Source organism: Micromonospora sp. NPDC005299 (assembly GCF_042872345.1).
Taxonomy (GTDB): domain Bacteria; phylum Actinomycetota; class Actinomycetes; order Mycobacteriales; family Micromonosporaceae; genus Micromonospora.
This window is the reverse complement of record NZ_JBIAKG010000012.1, coordinates 119778-136599: the sequence shown is the minus strand read 5'-3', so window position 1 is coordinate 136599 and position 16822 is coordinate 119778. Positions and strand designations below refer to the sequence as shown.

Below are 16822 nucleotides of genomic sequence, written 5' to 3'. Positions count from 1 at the left end.
AGGGTGCGCCGCCGGGTGGTTCGCCGTCAAGAACGAACGTTCGCTTTACACTGTGGGTCGTGCCACGCGTATCGGACGAACACCTCGCGGCCCGCCGCCAGCAGATCCTCGACGCGGCCCGGCGCTGCTTCCGGCGCGACGGCTTCCACAACACCTCGATGCAGGACGTGATCAGGGAGGCCGGGCTCTCGGTCGGCGCGGTCTACCGCTATTTCCCGAGCAAGAACGACCTGATCACCGCGATCGCCCAGTCGGTGATCGGCGGCGCGGACGGGCTCTTCGCCGAGCTGGCCACGACCGAACCGCCGCTGCCGCTGGTCGAAGCGCTGGACCGGGCCCTGACCTACGTCGACGCGCAGACCGGCCCGGACGGCGTGCTGCCGCTGGCCATCCAGGTGTGGAGCGAGGCGCAGCGGGACCCGGCGCTGGCCGAGTTCGTCGGCCGCACGTACGCCGGTTTCCGCACCCACTTCGCCACGCTGGCCCGGCGTGCCCGCGCGGCCGGCGAACTGCCCGCCGACGCCGACCCGGAGGCGGTCGGCGCGGCCCTGTTCGCCCTGATCCCCGGCTATGTCCTGCAGCGCATCCTGACCGGCTCCCCCGACCGGCACACCTACCTGGCCGGCGTCCGCGCCCTCCTCGCCCGCTGACTCCCGGGTCAGGACGGGTCCCCTGCTACACCGCAGGCGTTCACAGGGGGCCCTCCTTCGGTCTCAGGCGAGGCGCCACACCTGGAAGGTGGGGCCGTTCGCGGGGAGGGTGACCGCGCCGTCGGCGTCCGGGCGCAACGCCGGAGCCCCGCCGTACACGTTCTCCCCGGCCGGCAGGCCGGCCAGCCGGACCGGGGTGCCGGCCGCCCGGCGGGCCAGCACCAGCACCGCGCCGGCCGGCGCCTCGCGGAGGAAGACCAGCGTGTCCGCGTCGGCGTGCACCCAGCGCAGGCCGCCGTGCCGCAGCGCCGGCTCGTCGCGGCGCAGCGCCAACAGCGACCGGTACGCGTCGAAGGTGCGGCCGTCCCAGCTCTCCGGCCGGTGCCACGGCATCGGCGTACGCGAGCCCTCCCCGTTGGCGCCGGTCAGGCCCAGTTCGTCGCCCGCGAAGATCACCGGCGTGCCCGGCATGGTGGCGAGCAGCCCGGCGGCCACCTCCTGCCGGGCCGCGTCGCCGACCACGGTTCGGATCCGGGCCGAGTCGTGCGAGCCGAGCAGTTGCCACGAGTGCGTGTACGACCGCCAGGAGATCAGCGACCGGTAGGTGTTCATGGTGGCCAGCACCGCTCCCGCGTCCCGCCGCCGCACCCCGCCCGGCGTGCCGAGGAAGTTCGGCACGGGGTCGTCGCCCCGGCGCAGCCAGGACCAGACCGGGTCGGTGAAGCCGACGTAGTTCATGGTGCCGTGCCAGCCGTCCCGGTCCAGGTCACCGGTGTGGTCGTGGCCGTGCTCCGCGAGCAGCAGCCCGTCGGCGCGGGTGTCGGCGACCACCTCGCGCAGCAGCCGGGCCACCTCGTGGGTGTACGCGTCCGCGCCCCGCCGGCCGGTCATGTTCGCCACGTCCACCCGCCAGCCGTCCAGCGCGTACGGCGGGCGCAGCCAGCGGCGCAGCAGGGAGTCCTCGGCGGTGGCGAAGCGGCGGCGCAGTTCGGCGCTGCCCCAGTTGAGCTTCGGCAGGGACTTGACCCCGTTCCACGACTCGTAGTCCGACGGCTCCAGATCGAAGTAGTACAGCTCCCGCTCGGGCGCGTGCACGTCGGAGACGGCGGCGGTGAACCACCGGTGGGCGTCGCCGGTGTGGTTGCTCGTGATGTCGCCGAGCAGCCGCCAGCCCCGGGCGTGCACCGCGTCGGCCAGCCGGACCAGCGCGGCGTCCCCGCCGAGCAGCGGGTCGACGGTGTCGAAGCTCGCCGCGTCGTAGCGGTGGTTGGAGCGGGCCGGGAAGATCGGCGTGAGGTAGACGGTGTTCACCCCCAGCCGGTCCAGGTGGTCCAGCCGCTCGGTGATGCCGTCGAGGTCGCCGCCGTAGAACTGGCGGGGCGTCTCCGGGCCGCGCCCGATCACCGGGGTGTCCCAGTCGCACGGGATCGCCCAGTCCGGCGCCGTCCGGCCGGCTGCGGCGGCCGAGCGGGCGAACCGGTCCGGGAAGATCTGGTAGATCACCGCGTCCCGGGCCCAGGCCGGCGGCGGCGCGTAGCTGACCAGCTTGAAGTCGCCGCCGTCCGGCACGTCGTGGTCGACGAGACCGGCCGCGTTCAACCAGCGGGCGCCCGTCGCGCCGTCGAGCAGGAAGCGGTAGTTGCTGAGCGGGTTGCGGACCTCGACGTCGGCCCGCCACCACACGTCACCGCCCTCGGTGCGGTCGACCACCGCCTCGGCGAAGCGCGGCTCGCCGTCACCCGTGGTCCGGACGTGCACCTGACGGACGTCGGCGCCGGCCGGCACCCGGACGAAGACCGGGACGGTCTGCCCGAGCGCGGGCTCCTGCTCGGGGACATAGGTGGCGGACCCGTCGTGGTGCGGCTGGAGAGACATGGGCATGCCTTTCGCGTCGGTGGAGACAGGGAGTGGGGCGGGCACCCGCCGCGGTCGGTCACCCGACCGCGGCGGTCCGCCCGGAAACCGCTCCGGTGTACGTCGACACGACGCCCTTGCCGCAGCGTGCGCAATGGGTACGGAGTGGCACCACCCGCCTCGCCCACGACGGCGAGCGGCCACCCCTGCGGTCTATCCTTTGACGGCTCCGGCGGTGAGGCCGGAGACGATGTAGCGCTGGAGCAGTTGGAACACCAGCACCGTCGGGACGGCGGTGAGCAGGGTGCCCGCCGCGAACATCCCGAAGTTGTTGTTGCGCTCGCCGGCCACCAGGCCGAACATGCCGACCGCGAGGGTCTTCGAGTCGGTGTTGGTGAGGAACACGTTGGCGATCATGAACTCGTTGATCGTGCCGATGAACGACAGCAGCGCGGTCACCGCCAGGATCGGCGCCACCAGCGGCAGCATGATCCGGAAGAAGACCTGGGCGTGCGAGGCGCCGTCCATGGTCGCCGACTCGTCCAGCTCGCGCGGCAGGGTGTCGAAGAAGCCCTTCATCAGCCAGGTGTTCACGCCGAGCGCGCCACCCATGTAGAGCAGGAACAGGCCCCACGGGGTGTTGAAGCCGATCACCGGCCACAGGTCGGTGACCGTGGTGAAGATCAGGAAGATCGCCACGATGGCCAGGAACTGCGGGAACATCTGGATCAGCAGCAGGGTGAGCAGGCCGATCCGACGACCGGCGAAGCGCATCCGGGAGAACGCGTACGCGGCGAGCGAGGACAGGAAGATCGACACGAAGCTCGCCGTACCCGCGATGAGCAGCGAGTTGAGGAACCAGTGGCCGAACGCGGTCCGGTGGAACAGGTTCGTGAAGTTCTCGAACGACGCCCCGGTCGGCAGCAGCTCCGTCGAGGAGAGGGTGCCGAGCGGGTTGAGCGCCGCGGAGAGCACGAACAGGATCGGGAAGAGGCTGAAGACCACCGCCAGCACCCCGACGACGTGCCGCCACCCCACCTGGGCGAACCAGCGGCTCTTCGACCTGCCGGTCGCGTTGCGGTTGGCGACCGGCGCGTCCGTGTAGGTGGTCACGAGTACACCTCCTCCTGCTTGCGGGTCCGCCGGAAGCTGATCGCCGACACCGTGGCCACGATCGCGAAGATGAAGATCGAGACGGTGGCGGCCATGCCGAACTCGGCGCCCTGGGCCCCGAAGGCCAGCCGGTAGGTGTAGGTGATGAGCAGGTCGGTGGCGCCGTTGGTCGGGTTGTCCGGCGCGAACGGCCCACCCTCGGTGGTCAGCCAGATCGCGTTGATGTTGTTGAAGTTGTACGCGAACGAGGCGATGAGCAACGGCGAGAGCGCGACCAGCAGCAGCGGCAGGGTGACTGCCCGGAAGGACTGCCACGGACTGGCGCCGTCGACCGAGCTGGCCTCGGTGAGTTCCCGCGGGATCGCCTGAAGCGCGCCGGTGGCCACCAGGAACATGTACGGGTAACCCAGCCAGAGCTGCACCAGCAGCACCGCCGCCCGGGCCGTCCACGCGCCGCCGAACCAGTCGACGTCCAGCCCGAACAGGTTGTTGAGCAGGCCGAAGTCGGTGTTGAACATGTCCCGCCAGACCAGCAGCATGGCGAACGACGGCATGGCGTACGGCAGGATCAGCAGCACCCGGTAGAGGTTGGTGCCGCGCATCCGGGGCGAGTGCAGGGCGAGCGCGATGGCCATGCCGAGCAGGAAGGTGAGCCCGGTCGAGCCGACCGCGAAGGCGAAGTTCCACAGCAGGGTGCCGAAGAACGGCCCGGAGATGTTCGGGTCGGTGAGCACCCGGCTGAAGTTCTTCAGCCCGACGTTGACCTTCCAGCCCTGGGCGAGCCGCTCGCCGTCGGCGGCGACGAAGGAGCCGGCCGACGCGTCGGCGGTCCAGGTCTTCCCGGTCTCGCTGTCCTTGACGCAGTCGCAGCCCGCGTCGTACGCCCGGACCGCCTTGCCCTCGTAGGCGCGGGACAGGCCGTTGGAGCGGACCGCACCGCCGGCGGTCGGCACCACCAGGTCGGTGATGTCCTTGCTGCGGCCGCCGGCCTGGCCGAAGTTGAGCACGGTGTAGCCGGCGGCGTCGGTGATCTTGCCGGTCGGGCTGACCGTGACGTCGCCGGGGTCGAGCTTGCGCAGGCCGTCCGCGTCGCCCGCGAAGACCTCCCTGGTCTTCGGGTCGCTGAGCAGGAAGACCAGCGCGCCGGTGGCCGGGTCGCCCTTGGTGGCGATGGAGAGGGAGTACTCGGTGGAGCCGGGGACCTGCTGCACCGAGGAGGTCTGGATGGCGACGATCGCGTCGTCCTTGCTGCCGCGGTGGCCGTCGCCGAAGTTCGTGAACGCGGTGCTCGCGGTGTAGAGCACCGGGAAGACCTGGAAGGCGATCAGGAAGAGCGTGCCGGGGACCAGGTACTTGGCCGGGATGTGCCGGCGGGTCAGGTAGAGGTAGAACAGGCCGGCGGTGGTGGCGGCGAGGATGCCCAGCCCGACCCAGTGCTCGGCCTCGACGAGCGGGAACGCCGCCCAGATCGCGATCCCGGCCACCAGGCCGAGCAGGACCACCTTGACGACCAGGCCGGTCGCGGTGATCGGCGCGTGGTTCCGCGCGGTACGGGACGTGCGCGGGAGCCCGCGGCGAACGGGCTCCCGGCCCGGGGCCTGCTCAGCAGACCCCGGGCCGGACAGCGACGTGCTCATTACTTGATCTGACCCGCGATGGTCTTGCCCGCGGCGGTGATCGTCTTGGCCGGGTCGGCGCCACCGATGATGGCGGCCTCCGCCTTGCCGAACGGGTCCCAGATCGCGGCCATGGCCGGGATCGCCGGCAGCACCTGACCGTTCTTGCCGGCCTCGGAGAACTTGGCCAGGTCCGGGTCCTCGCCCTTGACCTGGTCGAAGGCGGCGGTCAGCGCCGGCGGGCGCGGCTCGGCCTTGTACAGCGCGACGGCCAGCTCCGGCTTGGTCACGTAGTTGGTGACGAACTCCTGGGCCAGGGCCTTGTTCTTGCCCTTGGCGGCGACGTAGAACGCCTGGACGCCCACGAACGGCTGGGCCTCCTTGCCACCGGCGAAGCCGGGGACCGGGGAGATGTCGTACTTGATGTTGGCCTTCTTGGCGTCGGCGATGGCCCACGGGCCGGAGACCAGGAAGGCGCACTTCTTGCCGGTGAAGGTGGCGATGGAGTTCTCGCCGGTGATGGAGCGCTTCAGCGCACCCTCGCCCTTCTCACCGAGCTTCGCGATCTTCTGGAAGGCCGCGATCGACTCCGGCTTGCCCACGCCCAGGTCCTTCGGGTCGTAGTCGCCGTTGGCGGTGGTGCCGAACAGGTAGCCGCCGCCCGAGGTGTACAGCGGGTAGACGTGGTAGGCGTCGCCGTTCTGGCCGGACTGGAGGCAGAGGATCTCGCTGGCCTTCTTCTCGGCCTTGAGCTTCTTGCCGGCGGTGACCAGGTCCTCGATCGTCTTCGGCGCCTCGGGGGCCAGCTCGGTGTTGCGGATCAGCGCGACGTTCTCGGTGGCGTAGGGGACGCCGTAGAGTTGGCCGTTGAAGGTCACGGCCTTGATCGCGGTCTCGTTGAACGCGCTCTTCTGCTCGGCGGCGAGCTGCACCGGGTCGATGGCGCCGTTCTGGACCAGGTTGCCGATCCAGTCGTGCGCGCCGACCACGACGTCCGGGCCGCTGCCCTGCTGCGAGGCGGTGACGAAGTTGGTCTGCAGGTCCTTGGAGACGGCCTGGACCTCGACGGTCACACCGTTCTCCTTGCCGAACTCCTCGGCGAACGGCTTCAGAGCCGCAGTCCGCTTGTCGTCGGCCCAGATGACCAGCTTGCCGCCGGCCGCCTTGGCGGACTCCTTGGCGGCCGGCTTGTCGCTGTCACTGCCGCCGCAGCCGGACGCGGCGAGCGCCAGGCCGAGGACAGCGACCACACCCGCGGTACGGATGCGCATCGGTACTCCTGTCGTCATGGCGGGCACGCCGGGGGAAGGGCGGCTCACCAGTGGAAACCTCGGTAACTTCTTGCTGACCGGCGCGGGGATACTGCGCCGCTGCTCTCGCATGTTGCGGGGACGTTAGCAAGACGTTGCAGGGAATGGAAGGGCTTGCAGGAGCGTACGCAAGAACTTGCCGGTGAGCTAAAGTGCCGCCATGCGCGCTCGACTGTCCGACATCGCCCAACAGGCCGAAGTCAGCGAGGCCACGGTGTCGCGGGTGCTCAACGACCGCCCCGGAGTGGCCCCCGAGACCCGGCAGGCCGTCCTCACCGCCCTCGACGTGCTCGGCTACGAGCGTCCCGCCCGGCTGCGCAAGCGCAGCGCCGGGCTCGTCGGCCTCGTCGTGCCCGAGCTGGACAACCCGATCTTCCCGGCCTTCGCCCAGGTCATCGAGTCGACGCTGGCGCAGAGCGGGTTCACCCCGGTGCTCTGCACGCAGACGCCCGGCGGGGTCACCGAGGACGAGTACGTCGAGATGCTGCTCGACCGGCAGGTCTCCGGGATCGTCTTCGTCTCCGGCCTGCACGCCGACACCGCTGCCAACCACGACCGGTACCGCGCGCTGATCGCCCGCCCGCTGCCGATCGTCATGATCAACGGGTACGCGCCGGGCATCGCGGCGCCCTTCGTCTCGTGCGACGACGGTGAGGCCACCGAGCTGGCCGTCGCGCACCTGGTGGCGCTCGGCCACCGGCGGATCGGCCTGATCACCGGCCCGGACCGCTTCGTGCCGGTGCAGCGCCGGGTGGCCGGCTTCCGCAGCGCGATGACCCGGCTGGTCGGCACGACCGAGGCGGAGGTCGGCGAGCTGGCCGAACTCTCTCTGTTCGGCGTCGAGGGCGGCGAGGCCGCCGCGGGCCGGCTCATCGAGCGCGGCGTCACCGGCCTGGTCTGCGGCTCCGACCTGATGGCGCTGGGCGCGATCCGGGCCGCCCGGCAGCGCGGCCTCGCCGTCCCCGACGACGTCTCGGTGGTCGGCTACGACGACTCCCCGCTGATGGCCTTCACCGATCCGCCGCTGACGACCATGCGCCAGCCGGTCGCCGCCATGGCGGTGGCCGCCGTCCGCGCCCTCGTCGACGAGATCAACGGGCACGCCGCCCCGAACTCCGAGTACCTGTTCCGGCCCGAGCTGGTGGTACGCGGCTCGACCGCGGTGGCCCACCCGGCCGGCGGCGGCCAGCGGCCCACCTCCGTCGACCCCGCCACCCTGGCCGTCCCGGCCTGACCCCTTGCCGTCATTTCTTGCGCAAGGAATGATTGACTCTTGCAGCGCTCGGGCGGCATTCTGCTGAGACGCCCCCCTGCGCCCACCCACGCCCGCGCCGGGCACCGCCGTCCCGCGCCAGAGAACGGGGATCCACACCCATGACCTCCGCCCCCCACCCCACGCCGCTGACCGCCGACGACGACTGGTGGCGGTCCGCGGTCGTCTACCAGGTCTACGTCCGCAGCTTCGCGGACGCGAACGGGGACGGCGTCGGGGACCTCCAGGGCATCCGGCAGCGCCTGCCGTACCTGCGCGACCTCGGGGTGGACGCGCTCTGGCTGACCCCCTTCTACACCTCGCCCCAGGTGGACGCCGGCTACGACGTGGCCGACTACCGGGACGTGGACCCGCTCTTCGGCAACCTGACCGACTTCGACGCGATGATCACCGACGCGCACGCCCTGGACCTGCGGATCATCGTCGACCTGGTGCCCAACCACACCTCCAGCGCGCACGCGTGGTTCACCGCGGCCCTCGCCGCCGGCCCCGGCTCCCCCGAGCGCGAGCGCTACCTCTTCGCGGAGGGCAAGGGCGAGCAGGGCGAGCTGCCGCCGAACGACTGGGAGAGCATCTTCGGCGGCCCCGCCTGGACCCGGGTGGCCGACGGCCAGTGGTACCTGCACCTGTTCGACCCGGCCCAGCCCGACCTCAACTGGCGCCACCCGGAGGTGCGCGCCGAGTTCGAGGACGTCCTCCGGTTCTGGCTCGACCGCGGCGTGGACGGGTTCCGCATCGACGTGGCGCACGGGATGATCAAGGCCGAGGGGCTGCCGGACGTCGGCTTCAACTCGATGACCACCGGCCAGCGCCAGTCCGAGCTGCTGGGCAAGGGCCGGCTGCCCTACTTCGACCAGGACGAGGTGCACGACATCTACCGCGCCTGGCGGCCGATCCTGGACAGCTACCCGGGCGGCCGGATGGCGGTGGCCGAGGCGTGGGCGGAGACCCCGCAGCGGCTGGCCCGCTACATCGGCCCGGACGAGCTGCACCAGGCGTTCAGCTTCGACTTCCTCGACGCCACCTGGTCCGCCGACTCGTTCCGCAAGGTGATCGACACCGCGCTCGCCGAGTCGACCATCGTCGGCGCCCCGACCACCTGGGTGCTCTCCAACCACGACCGGCAGCGGCACGTCACCCGCTACGGCGACGGCGAGGTCGGCCTGCGCCGCGCCCGGGCCGCCGCCCTGCTGATGTTCTCCCTGCCCGGCTGCGCCTACGTCTACCAGGGCGAGGAGTTGGGCCTGCCCGAGGTGCTGGACCTGCCCGACGAACTGCGGCAGGACCCGGCGTTCCTGCGCACCGGAGAGAGCCGGGACGGCTGCCGGGTGCCGATCCCGTGGAGCGGCGAGCTGGCCCCGTACGGCTTCGGCCCGAAGGGCAGCGAGCTGAGCTGGCTGCCGGCCCCGGCGACCTGGCGTGCCCTCTCGGTGGCCGCCCAGGCCGGCGCGACCGGCTCGACGCTGGAGCTCTACCGGACCGCGCTGCGGATCCGGCACGAGCACCCGGCGCTGGCCGGCATCGGCGGCATCACCTGGCTGGAGACCGAGCCCGGGGTGCTGGCCTTCCGCCGCGCCGCCGGGGACGCCGAGCTGACCTGCGTGGTCAACATCAGCGGCGCGGAGGTGACCGTCGCCGGCCACGGCCGGCCGGTCGTCGCCAGCGCCGACCTCACCGAGCGGGGCGACGGGCACGTCCTGCCGGTGGACGCAGCTGCGTGGTTCGAACGGCGCTGAGCCGGGTAACCCGCCATTGACCTGGTCGTCCGTTGTGCCCCGCGCCGACGGGCGGCTGGGCTACCGACCCCTTGTGGTGGGGGGTGAGGTGGCACCGGCCCCTCGGGGACTTCCCGTTCCCGAGGGGTCGGTGTCCATCTGGGACCGTGGGGTACCACTTGGTGATGACCGCACACGTGGCGCAGTACACCCTCGAAAGCGCGGCAAGAACCGTCTCCACCTGGACCTGGTCTCCGACGGGGACCCGGTGGCCGAAATCGACCGGCTGATCGGGCTCGGCGCCCGGCGCGTCGACGTCGGGCAGACCGGCACGGAGGGCTTCGTAGTGCTCGCCGACCCGGAGGACAACGAGTTCTGCGTACTCGACCGGCGGCCGAGCTGAGCCGTCAGGCTCCCCGGGTGGTGAGCAGCTCGGCGATCCGGGCGAGACCGGCCCGCACCTCGTCCCGGCTGGGCGGGGCCGCCGGCTCCGGCTCCCGCTCGGCGGCCAGCTCCAACTCCTCGTCGATGACGTCCTCGAAGTCGCCGTAGAGGTCCGCCTGGTCGACCCGGGCCGCCTCGTCCTCGGCGGCGATCTGCGCGGCGGCGATCTCGCCGCGGATCTCCTCGGGCGTCAGCGCCGGCAGCAGCGGCTCCACCACCGCCATCAGCTGCTCCTCGGCCACCACCGCCTCGGCCAGGGCGAGCGCGTGCGGCCGCTCGTACGGGCCGCAGACCACCGGCTCCCACTCGTCGTCGTCGCCGAGCGGGCCGAAGGTGATGATCCACGGCAGGCCCAGCAGCGGCGAGTCGTCCGGCAGGTCCAGTGTCACGAGTGCGCCCACCGGCCCATCATGGTCGGTCGCGGCGCGGACGTGCGCCTCATTCACGCCAACTCCCCCTCCCCGGCGGTCGCTCTCACCCGTGCGTACCGGCGTCCAGAGCCGCACGGACCAGGGCGACGGCGCGGTCCGGCGGGACGCCCAGGCGGAGCGCCTCGGCGGCGTACGCGGTGGCGGCGCGGTGCAGACGGTCGGTGGCGTCGTCGCGCCCGGGGGCCACCACGGTGCCGTGCCGGCCCCGGGTCTGCACCAGCCCGGCGGACTCCAGCTCCCGGTACGCCCGCGCCACGGTGTTCACGGCCAGGCCCAGGTCGGCGGCGAGCTGCCGGACCGCGGGCAGCCGGGTGCCGACCGGCAGCCGACCGTCGCCGATCATGGCGGCGAACTGCCCGCGCACCTGCTCGTACGGGGGCACCGCCGAGTCCGGCTCGATCCGGATCCGGGCGCTCATCCCGCCCCTCCCGGCGTACCCGGGTCGGTCTCCTCGTCGATCTCCACGTCCACGTCCCGCGCGCCGCCGCCCTCGGCCAGGTCCACCACCCGGCCGTAGCGGCTGGTGGCCGCCAGCGCGGCGCCGAAGAGCACCATCTGGTTGAGCAGGTAGAGATAGAGCAGCAGCCCCACCGCCGTGGCCACCACGGTGTAGGCCGGGTTCCGCTCGGTGCGCACCACGTAGTAGCGCCCCACCGTGTTGAGCAGGGTGATGCCGATGGCCACCATCAGCACCGCCGGGCGCAGCCGGCGGCGGCTCATCCGCAGCCGGGGCACCGCCAGCAGCAGCGCCGTGGCCAGCACCGCGTTGATCAGCACGCTGAGCACCGCGCTGACCGTGGTCAGCCCGACCGACCCGGTGCTGCGCAGCAGGAAGCGCAGCAGCGACTCCAGCGCGTCCACGGCGGCCACCGAGAGACCGAGCAGCACGAAGACCGCGACCAGCACCCCCAGGTCGACCAGGCGGCGGACCACCAGGTTGCCGGGCTGCTGGTTGAAGCCGTACATGAGCCGCTGCGACGAGCGGATCGCCTCCACCCAGCCGATCCCGGTGAAGACCAGGATGACCAGGCCGATCACCCCGACGGTGTTGCTGCTCTGCGCGATCTGCTGCGGGTCGAGGAAGGGCAGGTTCTCGTCCAGGAAGTCGGCCGCTGCCCTGCTCACCTCGCGGTTGTCCTGGAGGATCGTGCCGAAGATCCAGTAGCCGACCAGGGCCAGCGCGAACACGGCGAAGAAGCCGTAGTAGGCGATCGCCGCCGCCAGCCGGCCGGCGAGCAGGTCGGCGTAGAGCGTCCCGGCCCGCCACACGTGGTCGAAGATCGACGACCGGGCCCGGGCCGCGTCGATGCGGCGACCGAGCGCCGCCTCGATCCGGCCGATGACGTTCACCCCGCCATCCTCGCCGATCCGCCCGCCCCCGGAAGGCAGGCCGGCCGCGCGCTCAGCTCAGCCGCCGAGGCGGAAGTCGCGGCGGGGCTGCCACCGGGTGGCCCCGCTGTGCGAGAAGAGGGTGAACGCCTCCACCTCGAAGAGCGCGGAGAAGTCGGCCAGGTCCTCGTACGCCTTGTCAAGCACCTCCGGCGGCACGTCCTGAGCCACCGTGACGTGCGGGTGGTAGGGGAAGCGCGCCTCGCGGTGCAGCTCGGGGGCCGCGTTGATGGCGGCGGCGAGCAGCTCGCACTCGCTGATCCCGGCGGCCACCGCCACGAAGACCACCTGGGTGACCGGCCGGAACGTGCCGGTGCCCCGCAGGTGCAGGGTGAACGGCAGGTGGGTGGCGGCCACCCGGGCCAGGTGCTCCTCGACGGCCGGCAGCGCGCGCACCGGGATCTCGGTGGGCCCGAGCAGGGTCACGTGCGCCGGGACGGCCTGCGGATCGCCCGCCTCGATCCGCCGGCGGGTGAGCATCCCGCCCCACGGCTCCGGGATGTCGACCGCGATCCCGATCTGGATCGTGTCACCGGCGTCCGGCACCCCGTCCCTGCCATCCACGCTGCGCGCCATCCCTCCGGCCACCGACTGCGACACCCGTTCCCGCCGGGCCGCTACTCGAACCGGACCGGCGGGAAGAAGCCGATCCGCTCGTACGCGGTGCGCAGCGTCGGGGCGGCCACCCCGCGGGCCTTCTCCGCGCCCTGCGCGAGCAGCTTGTCGAGCTGCGCCGGGTCGTCCAGGTAGGCGCGGGTGCGCTCCTGGATCGGGGTGACGAACTCCCGGACCACCTCGGCGAGGTCCTTCTTCAGGTCGCCGTAGCCCTTGCCGTCGTACGCGGCGACGAGGTCGTCGATGCCGCGGCCGGAGAGCGCCGAGTAGATGGTGAGCAGGTTGGAGATGCCCGGCTTGCCCACGGCGTCGAAGACGATCTCGCGGCCCGTGTCGGTGACCGCCGAGCGGATCTTCTTGGCCGAGCGGGCCGGCTCCTCCAGCAGGTCGATGATGCCGGCCGGGGAGGAGGACGACTTCGACATCTTGGCCGTCGGGTCCTGCAGATCGGTTATCTTCGCGGTGTCCTTGACGATGTGCGGGGCGGGCACCGTGAAGGTCGGGCCGAACAGCGAGTTGAACCGCTGGGCCAGGTCGCGGGAGAGCTCCAGGTGCTGCCGCTGGTCCTCGCCGACCGGCACCGCGTGGGCCTGGTAGAGCAGGATGTCGGCGGCCTGGAGGATCGGATAGGTGAACAGGCCGACGCTGGCCCGCTCGCTGCCCTGCTTCTGCGACTTGTCCTTGAACTGCGTCATCCGGCTCGCCTCGCCGAAGCCGGTGATGCAGCCGAGCACCCAGGCCAGCTGCGGGTGCTCGGGCACCTGCGACTGGACGAAGAGGGTGCTGCGCTCCGGGTCGAGACCGACCGCGAAGAGCTGGGCGGCGGCGACCCGGGTGCGCTGCTTGAGCACCTTCGGGTCGTGCCCGGCCGTGATCGCGTGCAGGTCCACGACGCAGTAGAACGCGTCGTGGCTCTCCTGCAGGGCCACCCAGTGTCGTACCGCGCCCAGGTAGTTGCCGAGGTGGAACGAGTCGGCCGTCGGCTGGATGCCGGAGAAGACGCGCGGGCGGGCAGGTACGTCGGACATGCCGGCAATTCTGTCAGCAAGCCCCGGCGTCCGTCATGACGGGCCGGTGGGTCGGGCGGGCACAGGCGGGAGCGGGGCCGTGACCTCGCGCCGGGGCTCGGGCAGGCGGGCCGTGGAGACCGCGAGGCGGGACACCCGCCGCCCGTCGAGGGCCACCACCCGCAGCAGCCAGCCGCCGGGCGGGTCGTCCGGGTCGACGGCCACCGGCACCTCGTCGCCGGTGACCGGCAGCCGGCCGAGGGCGGCCATCACGAAGCCGCCGACCGTCTCGTACGGTCCGGCCGGCAGCGGCACCCCGGTGCGTTCGGCGAAGTCGGCCAGGTTGAGCCGGCCGTCGACCACGGCGGGGAGGCCGGCGTGGGCCGGATCGGGCGGGACGTCGTCCTCGTCGTGGATCTCCCCGACCAGCTCCTCGACCAGGTCCTCGCAGGTGACGATGCCGGCGGTGCCGCCGTACTCGTCGACCACCACGGCCAGGTGGTGGCCCTCCCGGCGCATCTCGGTGAGCGCGGCCAGCACCCGTTTGCTGCCGGGGAGCCGCTTCACCTCGCGGGTCAGCTCGCCGACCGTGGCGCGCGGGTCCCGCTCGGGGCGCAGCAGCACGTCCCGCAGGTGGACGAAGCCGACCACATCGTCGTGGGTGCCGTCGACCACCGGGTAGCGGGTGTGCGGCTCGGTCCGGACCAGCCGCTCGGCCTGGGGCAGGGTGAGCCCGGTGGCGAGGAAGACCACCTCGGTACGCGGCACCATCACCTCGCGGATCAGCCGCGCGCCGGCCACCAGCACCTCGTCGATGATCCGCCGCTCGTCCGGATCGAGCACGGTGTTGGCCGCGACCAGGTCACGCAGCTCGGCCTCGCTGATCCGCTCCCGGCCGGCGGTCGGGCTGGCGCCGAGCAGGTCGGTGACCAGGCGGGTGGCGCCGTCGGCGGCGCGCACCACGAGCCGGGCCACGGTCCGGGCCACGGGTCCGGGTTCGCGTCTCGGCCGCCCCGGCGGGCGTCGCCGGGGCCCGGGACCACCTCCCTCCCGCATGACAAGGATGGTAGACAGCGGACGCCGGACACCTCGGCCGATGTTCGGATCTGTTCAATCATGAAGGATTGTGGTGGAATAGCGGACGGCCCCACTCGCAGCCGCGCCACAGCCCGCGGCCGTAGGGTGATCACGACGCCGCGGCACGCGGCCAGGCAGGAGGAGCGACGTGAAACTGCTCGTCACCGGCGGCGCCGGTTACATCGGCAGCGTGGTGACCCGGATGCTGCTCGACCACGGTCACCAGGTGACCGTCCTGGATGACCTGCGCACCGGCCACCGGGAGGCGCTCGCCCCCGAGGCGACCCACGTCGACCTGCCGATCCACAAGGCCGCCCGGGTGCTCACCCCCGACGCCGGCTTCGACGGCGTGCTGCACTTCGCCGCCCTGATCGCCGCAGGTGAGTCGATGGTCAAGCCGGAGCTCTACTGGCAGAACAACACGGTCGGCTCGCTCGCCCTGATCGACGCGGTCCGCGCCGCCCGGGTGCCCCGGCTGGTCTTCTCCTCCACGGCCGCCGTCTACGGCAACCCCACCGAGCTGCCCATCCCGGAGACCGCCGTCAAGGCCCCCACCAACACCTACGGGGCCACCAAGCTGGCCGTCGACATGGCGCTCACCTCCGAGGCGGTCGCGCACGACCTGGCCGCCGTCTCGCTGCGCTACTTCAACGTGGCCGGGGCCTACCGGCACGACGGGCGGACCATCGGCGAACGACACGACCCCGAGACCCACCTCATCCCGCTCGCCCTCGAGGTGGCCGCCGGCCGGCGCGACAAGTTCCAGCTCTTCGGCGACGACTACCCCACCGTCGACGGCACCTGCGTCCGCGACTACATCCACGTCGAGGACCTGGCCCGCGCGCACCTGCTGGCCCTCCACGCCGCCACCGGCGGCCGGCACCGGATCTACAACCTGGGCAACGGCAACGGCTTCACCAACCGGCAGGTGATCGAGGTGGTCCGCGAGGTCACCGGGCACCCGGTGCCGGTCGAGGTGGCCCCGCGCCGCGAGGGCGACCCGGCCGAGCTGGTGGCCTCCTCCGCGCTGGCCCGCGCCGAGCTGGGCTGGGTGCCGGAGAAGCCCACCCTCCAGGACATGGTCGGCGACGCCTGGGAGTTCTACCGCACGCACATCCTGGAGCAACGGTGAGCGGTGACGTCGCGGCCCGCGCCACCGCCAGCTTCCGGCAGCGGTACGCCGCGGAGCCGGCGGGCCGCTGGGCGGCTCCCGGCCGGGTCAACCTGATCGGCGAGCACACCGACTACAACGACGGGTTCGTGCTGCCCTTCGCGCTGCCGCTGCGTACCGTCGTGGCCGCGGCGGTCGCCGACGACGGGCGCTGGTCCGTCTGGTCGGAGCTGGACGACGAACCGGTGGAGTTCGGGCCGGCCGAGGCCGACGAGCCCGGCGGTGTCGACGGCTGGGCCGCCTACGTGGCCGGGGTGGTCTGGGCGCTGCGCGCCGCCGGCCACGACGTCCCCGGCGCCCGGCTGGCCATCGCCTCCGACGTGCCGGTCGGCTCCGGGCTCTCCTCGTCGGCGGCCATCGAGGCGGCCGTGCTCGCCGCCCTGGTCGAGCTGGGCGGGCTGGACCTCCCCGCCGACCGCTGGCCCCGGCTCGCCCAGCGGGCCGAGAACGACTACGTCGGCGCGCCCACCGGCATCATGGACCAGTCCGCGGTGATCCGCGGCCGGTCCGGGCACGCCCTCTTCCTCGACTGCCGCACCGAGGAGGTCGAGCAGATCCCGTTCGACCTGGACGCCGCCGGGCTGGCCGTGCTGGTGGTCGACAGCCACGCCCCGCACCGGCACGCCGACGGCGAGTACGCCGCCCGCCGCAAGTCCTGCGAGCGGGCCGCCAAGGCGCTCGGGGTGGCCGCGCTGCGCGACGTCGCCACCGCCGACCTGGACGCCGCGCTGGCCCGCCTCGACGACTCCGAGACCCGCCGCCGGGTCCGGCACGTGGTCACCGAGGACCAGCGGGTGCTCGACACGGTCGAGCTGCTGCGCGCCGGGCGCGTCCGCGACATCGGCCCGCTGCTGACCGCCTCGCACGCCTCGATGCGGGACGACTTCGAGATCACCGTGCCGGAGATCGACACCGCGGTCGAGGCGGCCCTGGCCGCCGGGGCGTACGGGGCGCGGATGACCGGCGGCGGCTTCGGCGGCTGCGTGCTCGCCCTGGTCGACGCGGACGCCGCCGACGCCGTGGCGGCCGCCGTGGCCGCCGCGTACGCCGACCGCGGCTTCGCCGCGCCCGGCACCCTCACCGTCCTCCCCTCGCCCGGCGCCACCCGCCTCGACTGAAAAGGAAGGGCCCCCGGTCAACGCCAGGCGTTGACCGGG

At 72.5% G+C, this 16822-nt stretch carries 16 protein-coding genes; 6 read left to right on the top strand and 10 right to left on the bottom strand.

The annotated features are described in order from the left end of the window. Window positions 1-59 precede the first annotated feature (59 nt). Entirely contained in the window at window positions 60-650 is a 591-nt protein-coding gene (locus ACFYPD_RS28210) for a TetR/AcrR family transcriptional regulator (RefSeq protein WP_387119761.1), read from the top strand. Window positions 651-713: 63 nt separating this feature from the next. On the opposite strand, the gene ACFYPD_RS28205 is transcribed toward ACFYPD_RS28210, so the two are convergent. The 4 genes from ACFYPD_RS28205 to ACFYPD_RS28190 form a co-directional block, all read right to left on the bottom strand. Continuing rightward, complete coding sequence (locus tag ACFYPD_RS28205; protein WP_387119758.1) at window positions 714-2525, bottom strand: glycoside hydrolase family 13 protein; 1812 nt, start codon at window positions 2523-2525, stop codon at window positions 714-716. A 192-nt stretch (window positions 2526-2717) separates the two neighbouring features. After that, the gene (locus tag ACFYPD_RS28200) at window positions 2718-3617 is read right to left on the bottom strand and encodes a sugar ABC transporter permease (protein WP_387119755.1); all 900 of its coding nucleotides are present in this window, start codon (window positions 3615-3617) and stop codon (window positions 2718-2720) included. Next, a complete protein-coding gene (locus tag ACFYPD_RS28195; RefSeq protein ID WP_387119752.1) occupies window positions 3614-5254 on the bottom strand; it encodes an ABC transporter permease subunit in 1641 nt (546 codons plus the stop codon). Before ACFYPD_RS28195 ends, ACFYPD_RS28200 begins: the two co-directional genes overlap by 4 nt. After that, window positions 5254-6504, bottom strand: a complete 1251-nt coding sequence (locus tag ACFYPD_RS28190) for an extracellular solute-binding protein (protein ID WP_387119749.1) — start codon at window positions 6502-6504, stop codon at window positions 5254-5256. Before ACFYPD_RS28190 ends, ACFYPD_RS28195 begins: the two co-directional genes overlap by 1 nt. A 199-nt stretch (window positions 6505-6703) precedes the next feature. Between ACFYPD_RS28190 and ACFYPD_RS28185 the strand changes: the two genes are divergently transcribed. From ACFYPD_RS28185 to ACFYPD_RS28175, 3 genes are all read left to right on the top strand, one after another. Next, a complete protein-coding gene (locus ACFYPD_RS28185; protein WP_387119746.1) occupies window positions 6704-7777 on the top strand; it encodes a LacI family DNA-binding transcriptional regulator in 1074 nt (357 codons plus the stop codon). A gap of 140 nt (window positions 7778-7917) precedes the next feature. Next, window positions 7918-9552, top strand: coding sequence for a glycoside hydrolase family 13 protein (locus ACFYPD_RS28180; RefSeq protein WP_387119743.1), 1635 nt, complete (start codon window positions 7918-7920; stop codon window positions 9550-9552). 34 nt (window positions 9553-9586) lie between these two features. Beyond that, window positions 9587-9934 (top strand): VOC family protein, encoded by a 348-nt coding sequence (locus ACFYPD_RS28175; RefSeq protein WP_387119995.1) that lies wholly within the window; start codon window positions 9587-9589, stop codon window positions 9932-9934. A 4-nt stretch (window positions 9935-9938) separates the two neighbouring features. Here the strand turns inward: ACFYPD_RS28175 and ACFYPD_RS28170 are convergent, their stop codons facing one another. The 6 genes from ACFYPD_RS28170 to ACFYPD_RS28145 form a co-directional block, all read right to left on the bottom strand. Continuing rightward, complete coding sequence (locus tag ACFYPD_RS28170) at window positions 9939-10376, bottom strand: hypothetical protein (protein ID WP_387119992.1); 438 nt, start codon at window positions 10374-10376, stop codon at window positions 9939-9941. A 73-nt stretch (window positions 10377-10449) separates the two neighbouring features. Continuing rightward, a complete protein-coding gene (locus tag ACFYPD_RS28165) occupies window positions 10450-10824 on the bottom strand; it encodes a GntR family transcriptional regulator (protein ID WP_387119740.1) in 375 nt (124 codons plus the stop codon). After that, a complete protein-coding gene (locus tag ACFYPD_RS28160; protein ID WP_387119737.1) occupies window positions 10821-11756 on the bottom strand; it encodes a YihY/virulence factor BrkB family protein in 936 nt (311 codons plus the stop codon). The genes ACFYPD_RS28165 and ACFYPD_RS28160 overlap by 4 nt, the downstream gene beginning before the upstream one ends. Before the next feature lie 57 nt (window positions 11757-11813). Beyond that, window positions 11814-12371: a 2'-5' RNA ligase family protein gene (locus tag ACFYPD_RS28155; protein ID WP_387119734.1), complete on the bottom strand. Its 558-nt coding sequence runs from the start codon at window positions 12369-12371 to the stop codon at window positions 11814-11816. Window positions 12372-12412: 41 nt separating this feature from the next. Then, the gene (gene trpS, locus ACFYPD_RS28150; RefSeq protein WP_387119731.1) at window positions 12413-13438 is read right to left on the bottom strand and encodes a tryptophan--tRNA ligase; all 1026 of its coding nucleotides are present in this window, start codon (window positions 13436-13438) and stop codon (window positions 12413-12415) included. Between the two features lie 33 nt (window positions 13439-13471). Continuing rightward, complete coding sequence (locus ACFYPD_RS28145) at window positions 13472-14473, bottom strand: hemolysin family protein (protein WP_387119728.1); 1002 nt, start codon at window positions 14471-14473, stop codon at window positions 13472-13474. Window positions 14474-14696: 223 nt separating this feature from the next. Here ACFYPD_RS28145 and galE point away from each other — a divergent pair, with 223 nt between their 5' ends. Next, window positions 14697-15626 carry a UDP-glucose 4-epimerase GalE gene (gene galE / locus ACFYPD_RS28140; protein ID WP_387119989.1) on the top strand — a complete coding sequence of 310 codons (930 nt, stop codon included), beginning with the start codon at window positions 14697-14699 and terminating at the stop codon, window positions 15624-15626. Then, a complete protein-coding gene (gene galK / locus ACFYPD_RS28135) occupies window positions 15623-16783 on the top strand; it encodes a galactokinase (protein ID WP_387119725.1) in 1161 nt (386 codons plus the stop codon). Before galE ends, galK begins: the two co-directional genes overlap by 4 nt. The last annotated feature ends 39 nt before the right edge of the window (window positions 16784-16822 follow it).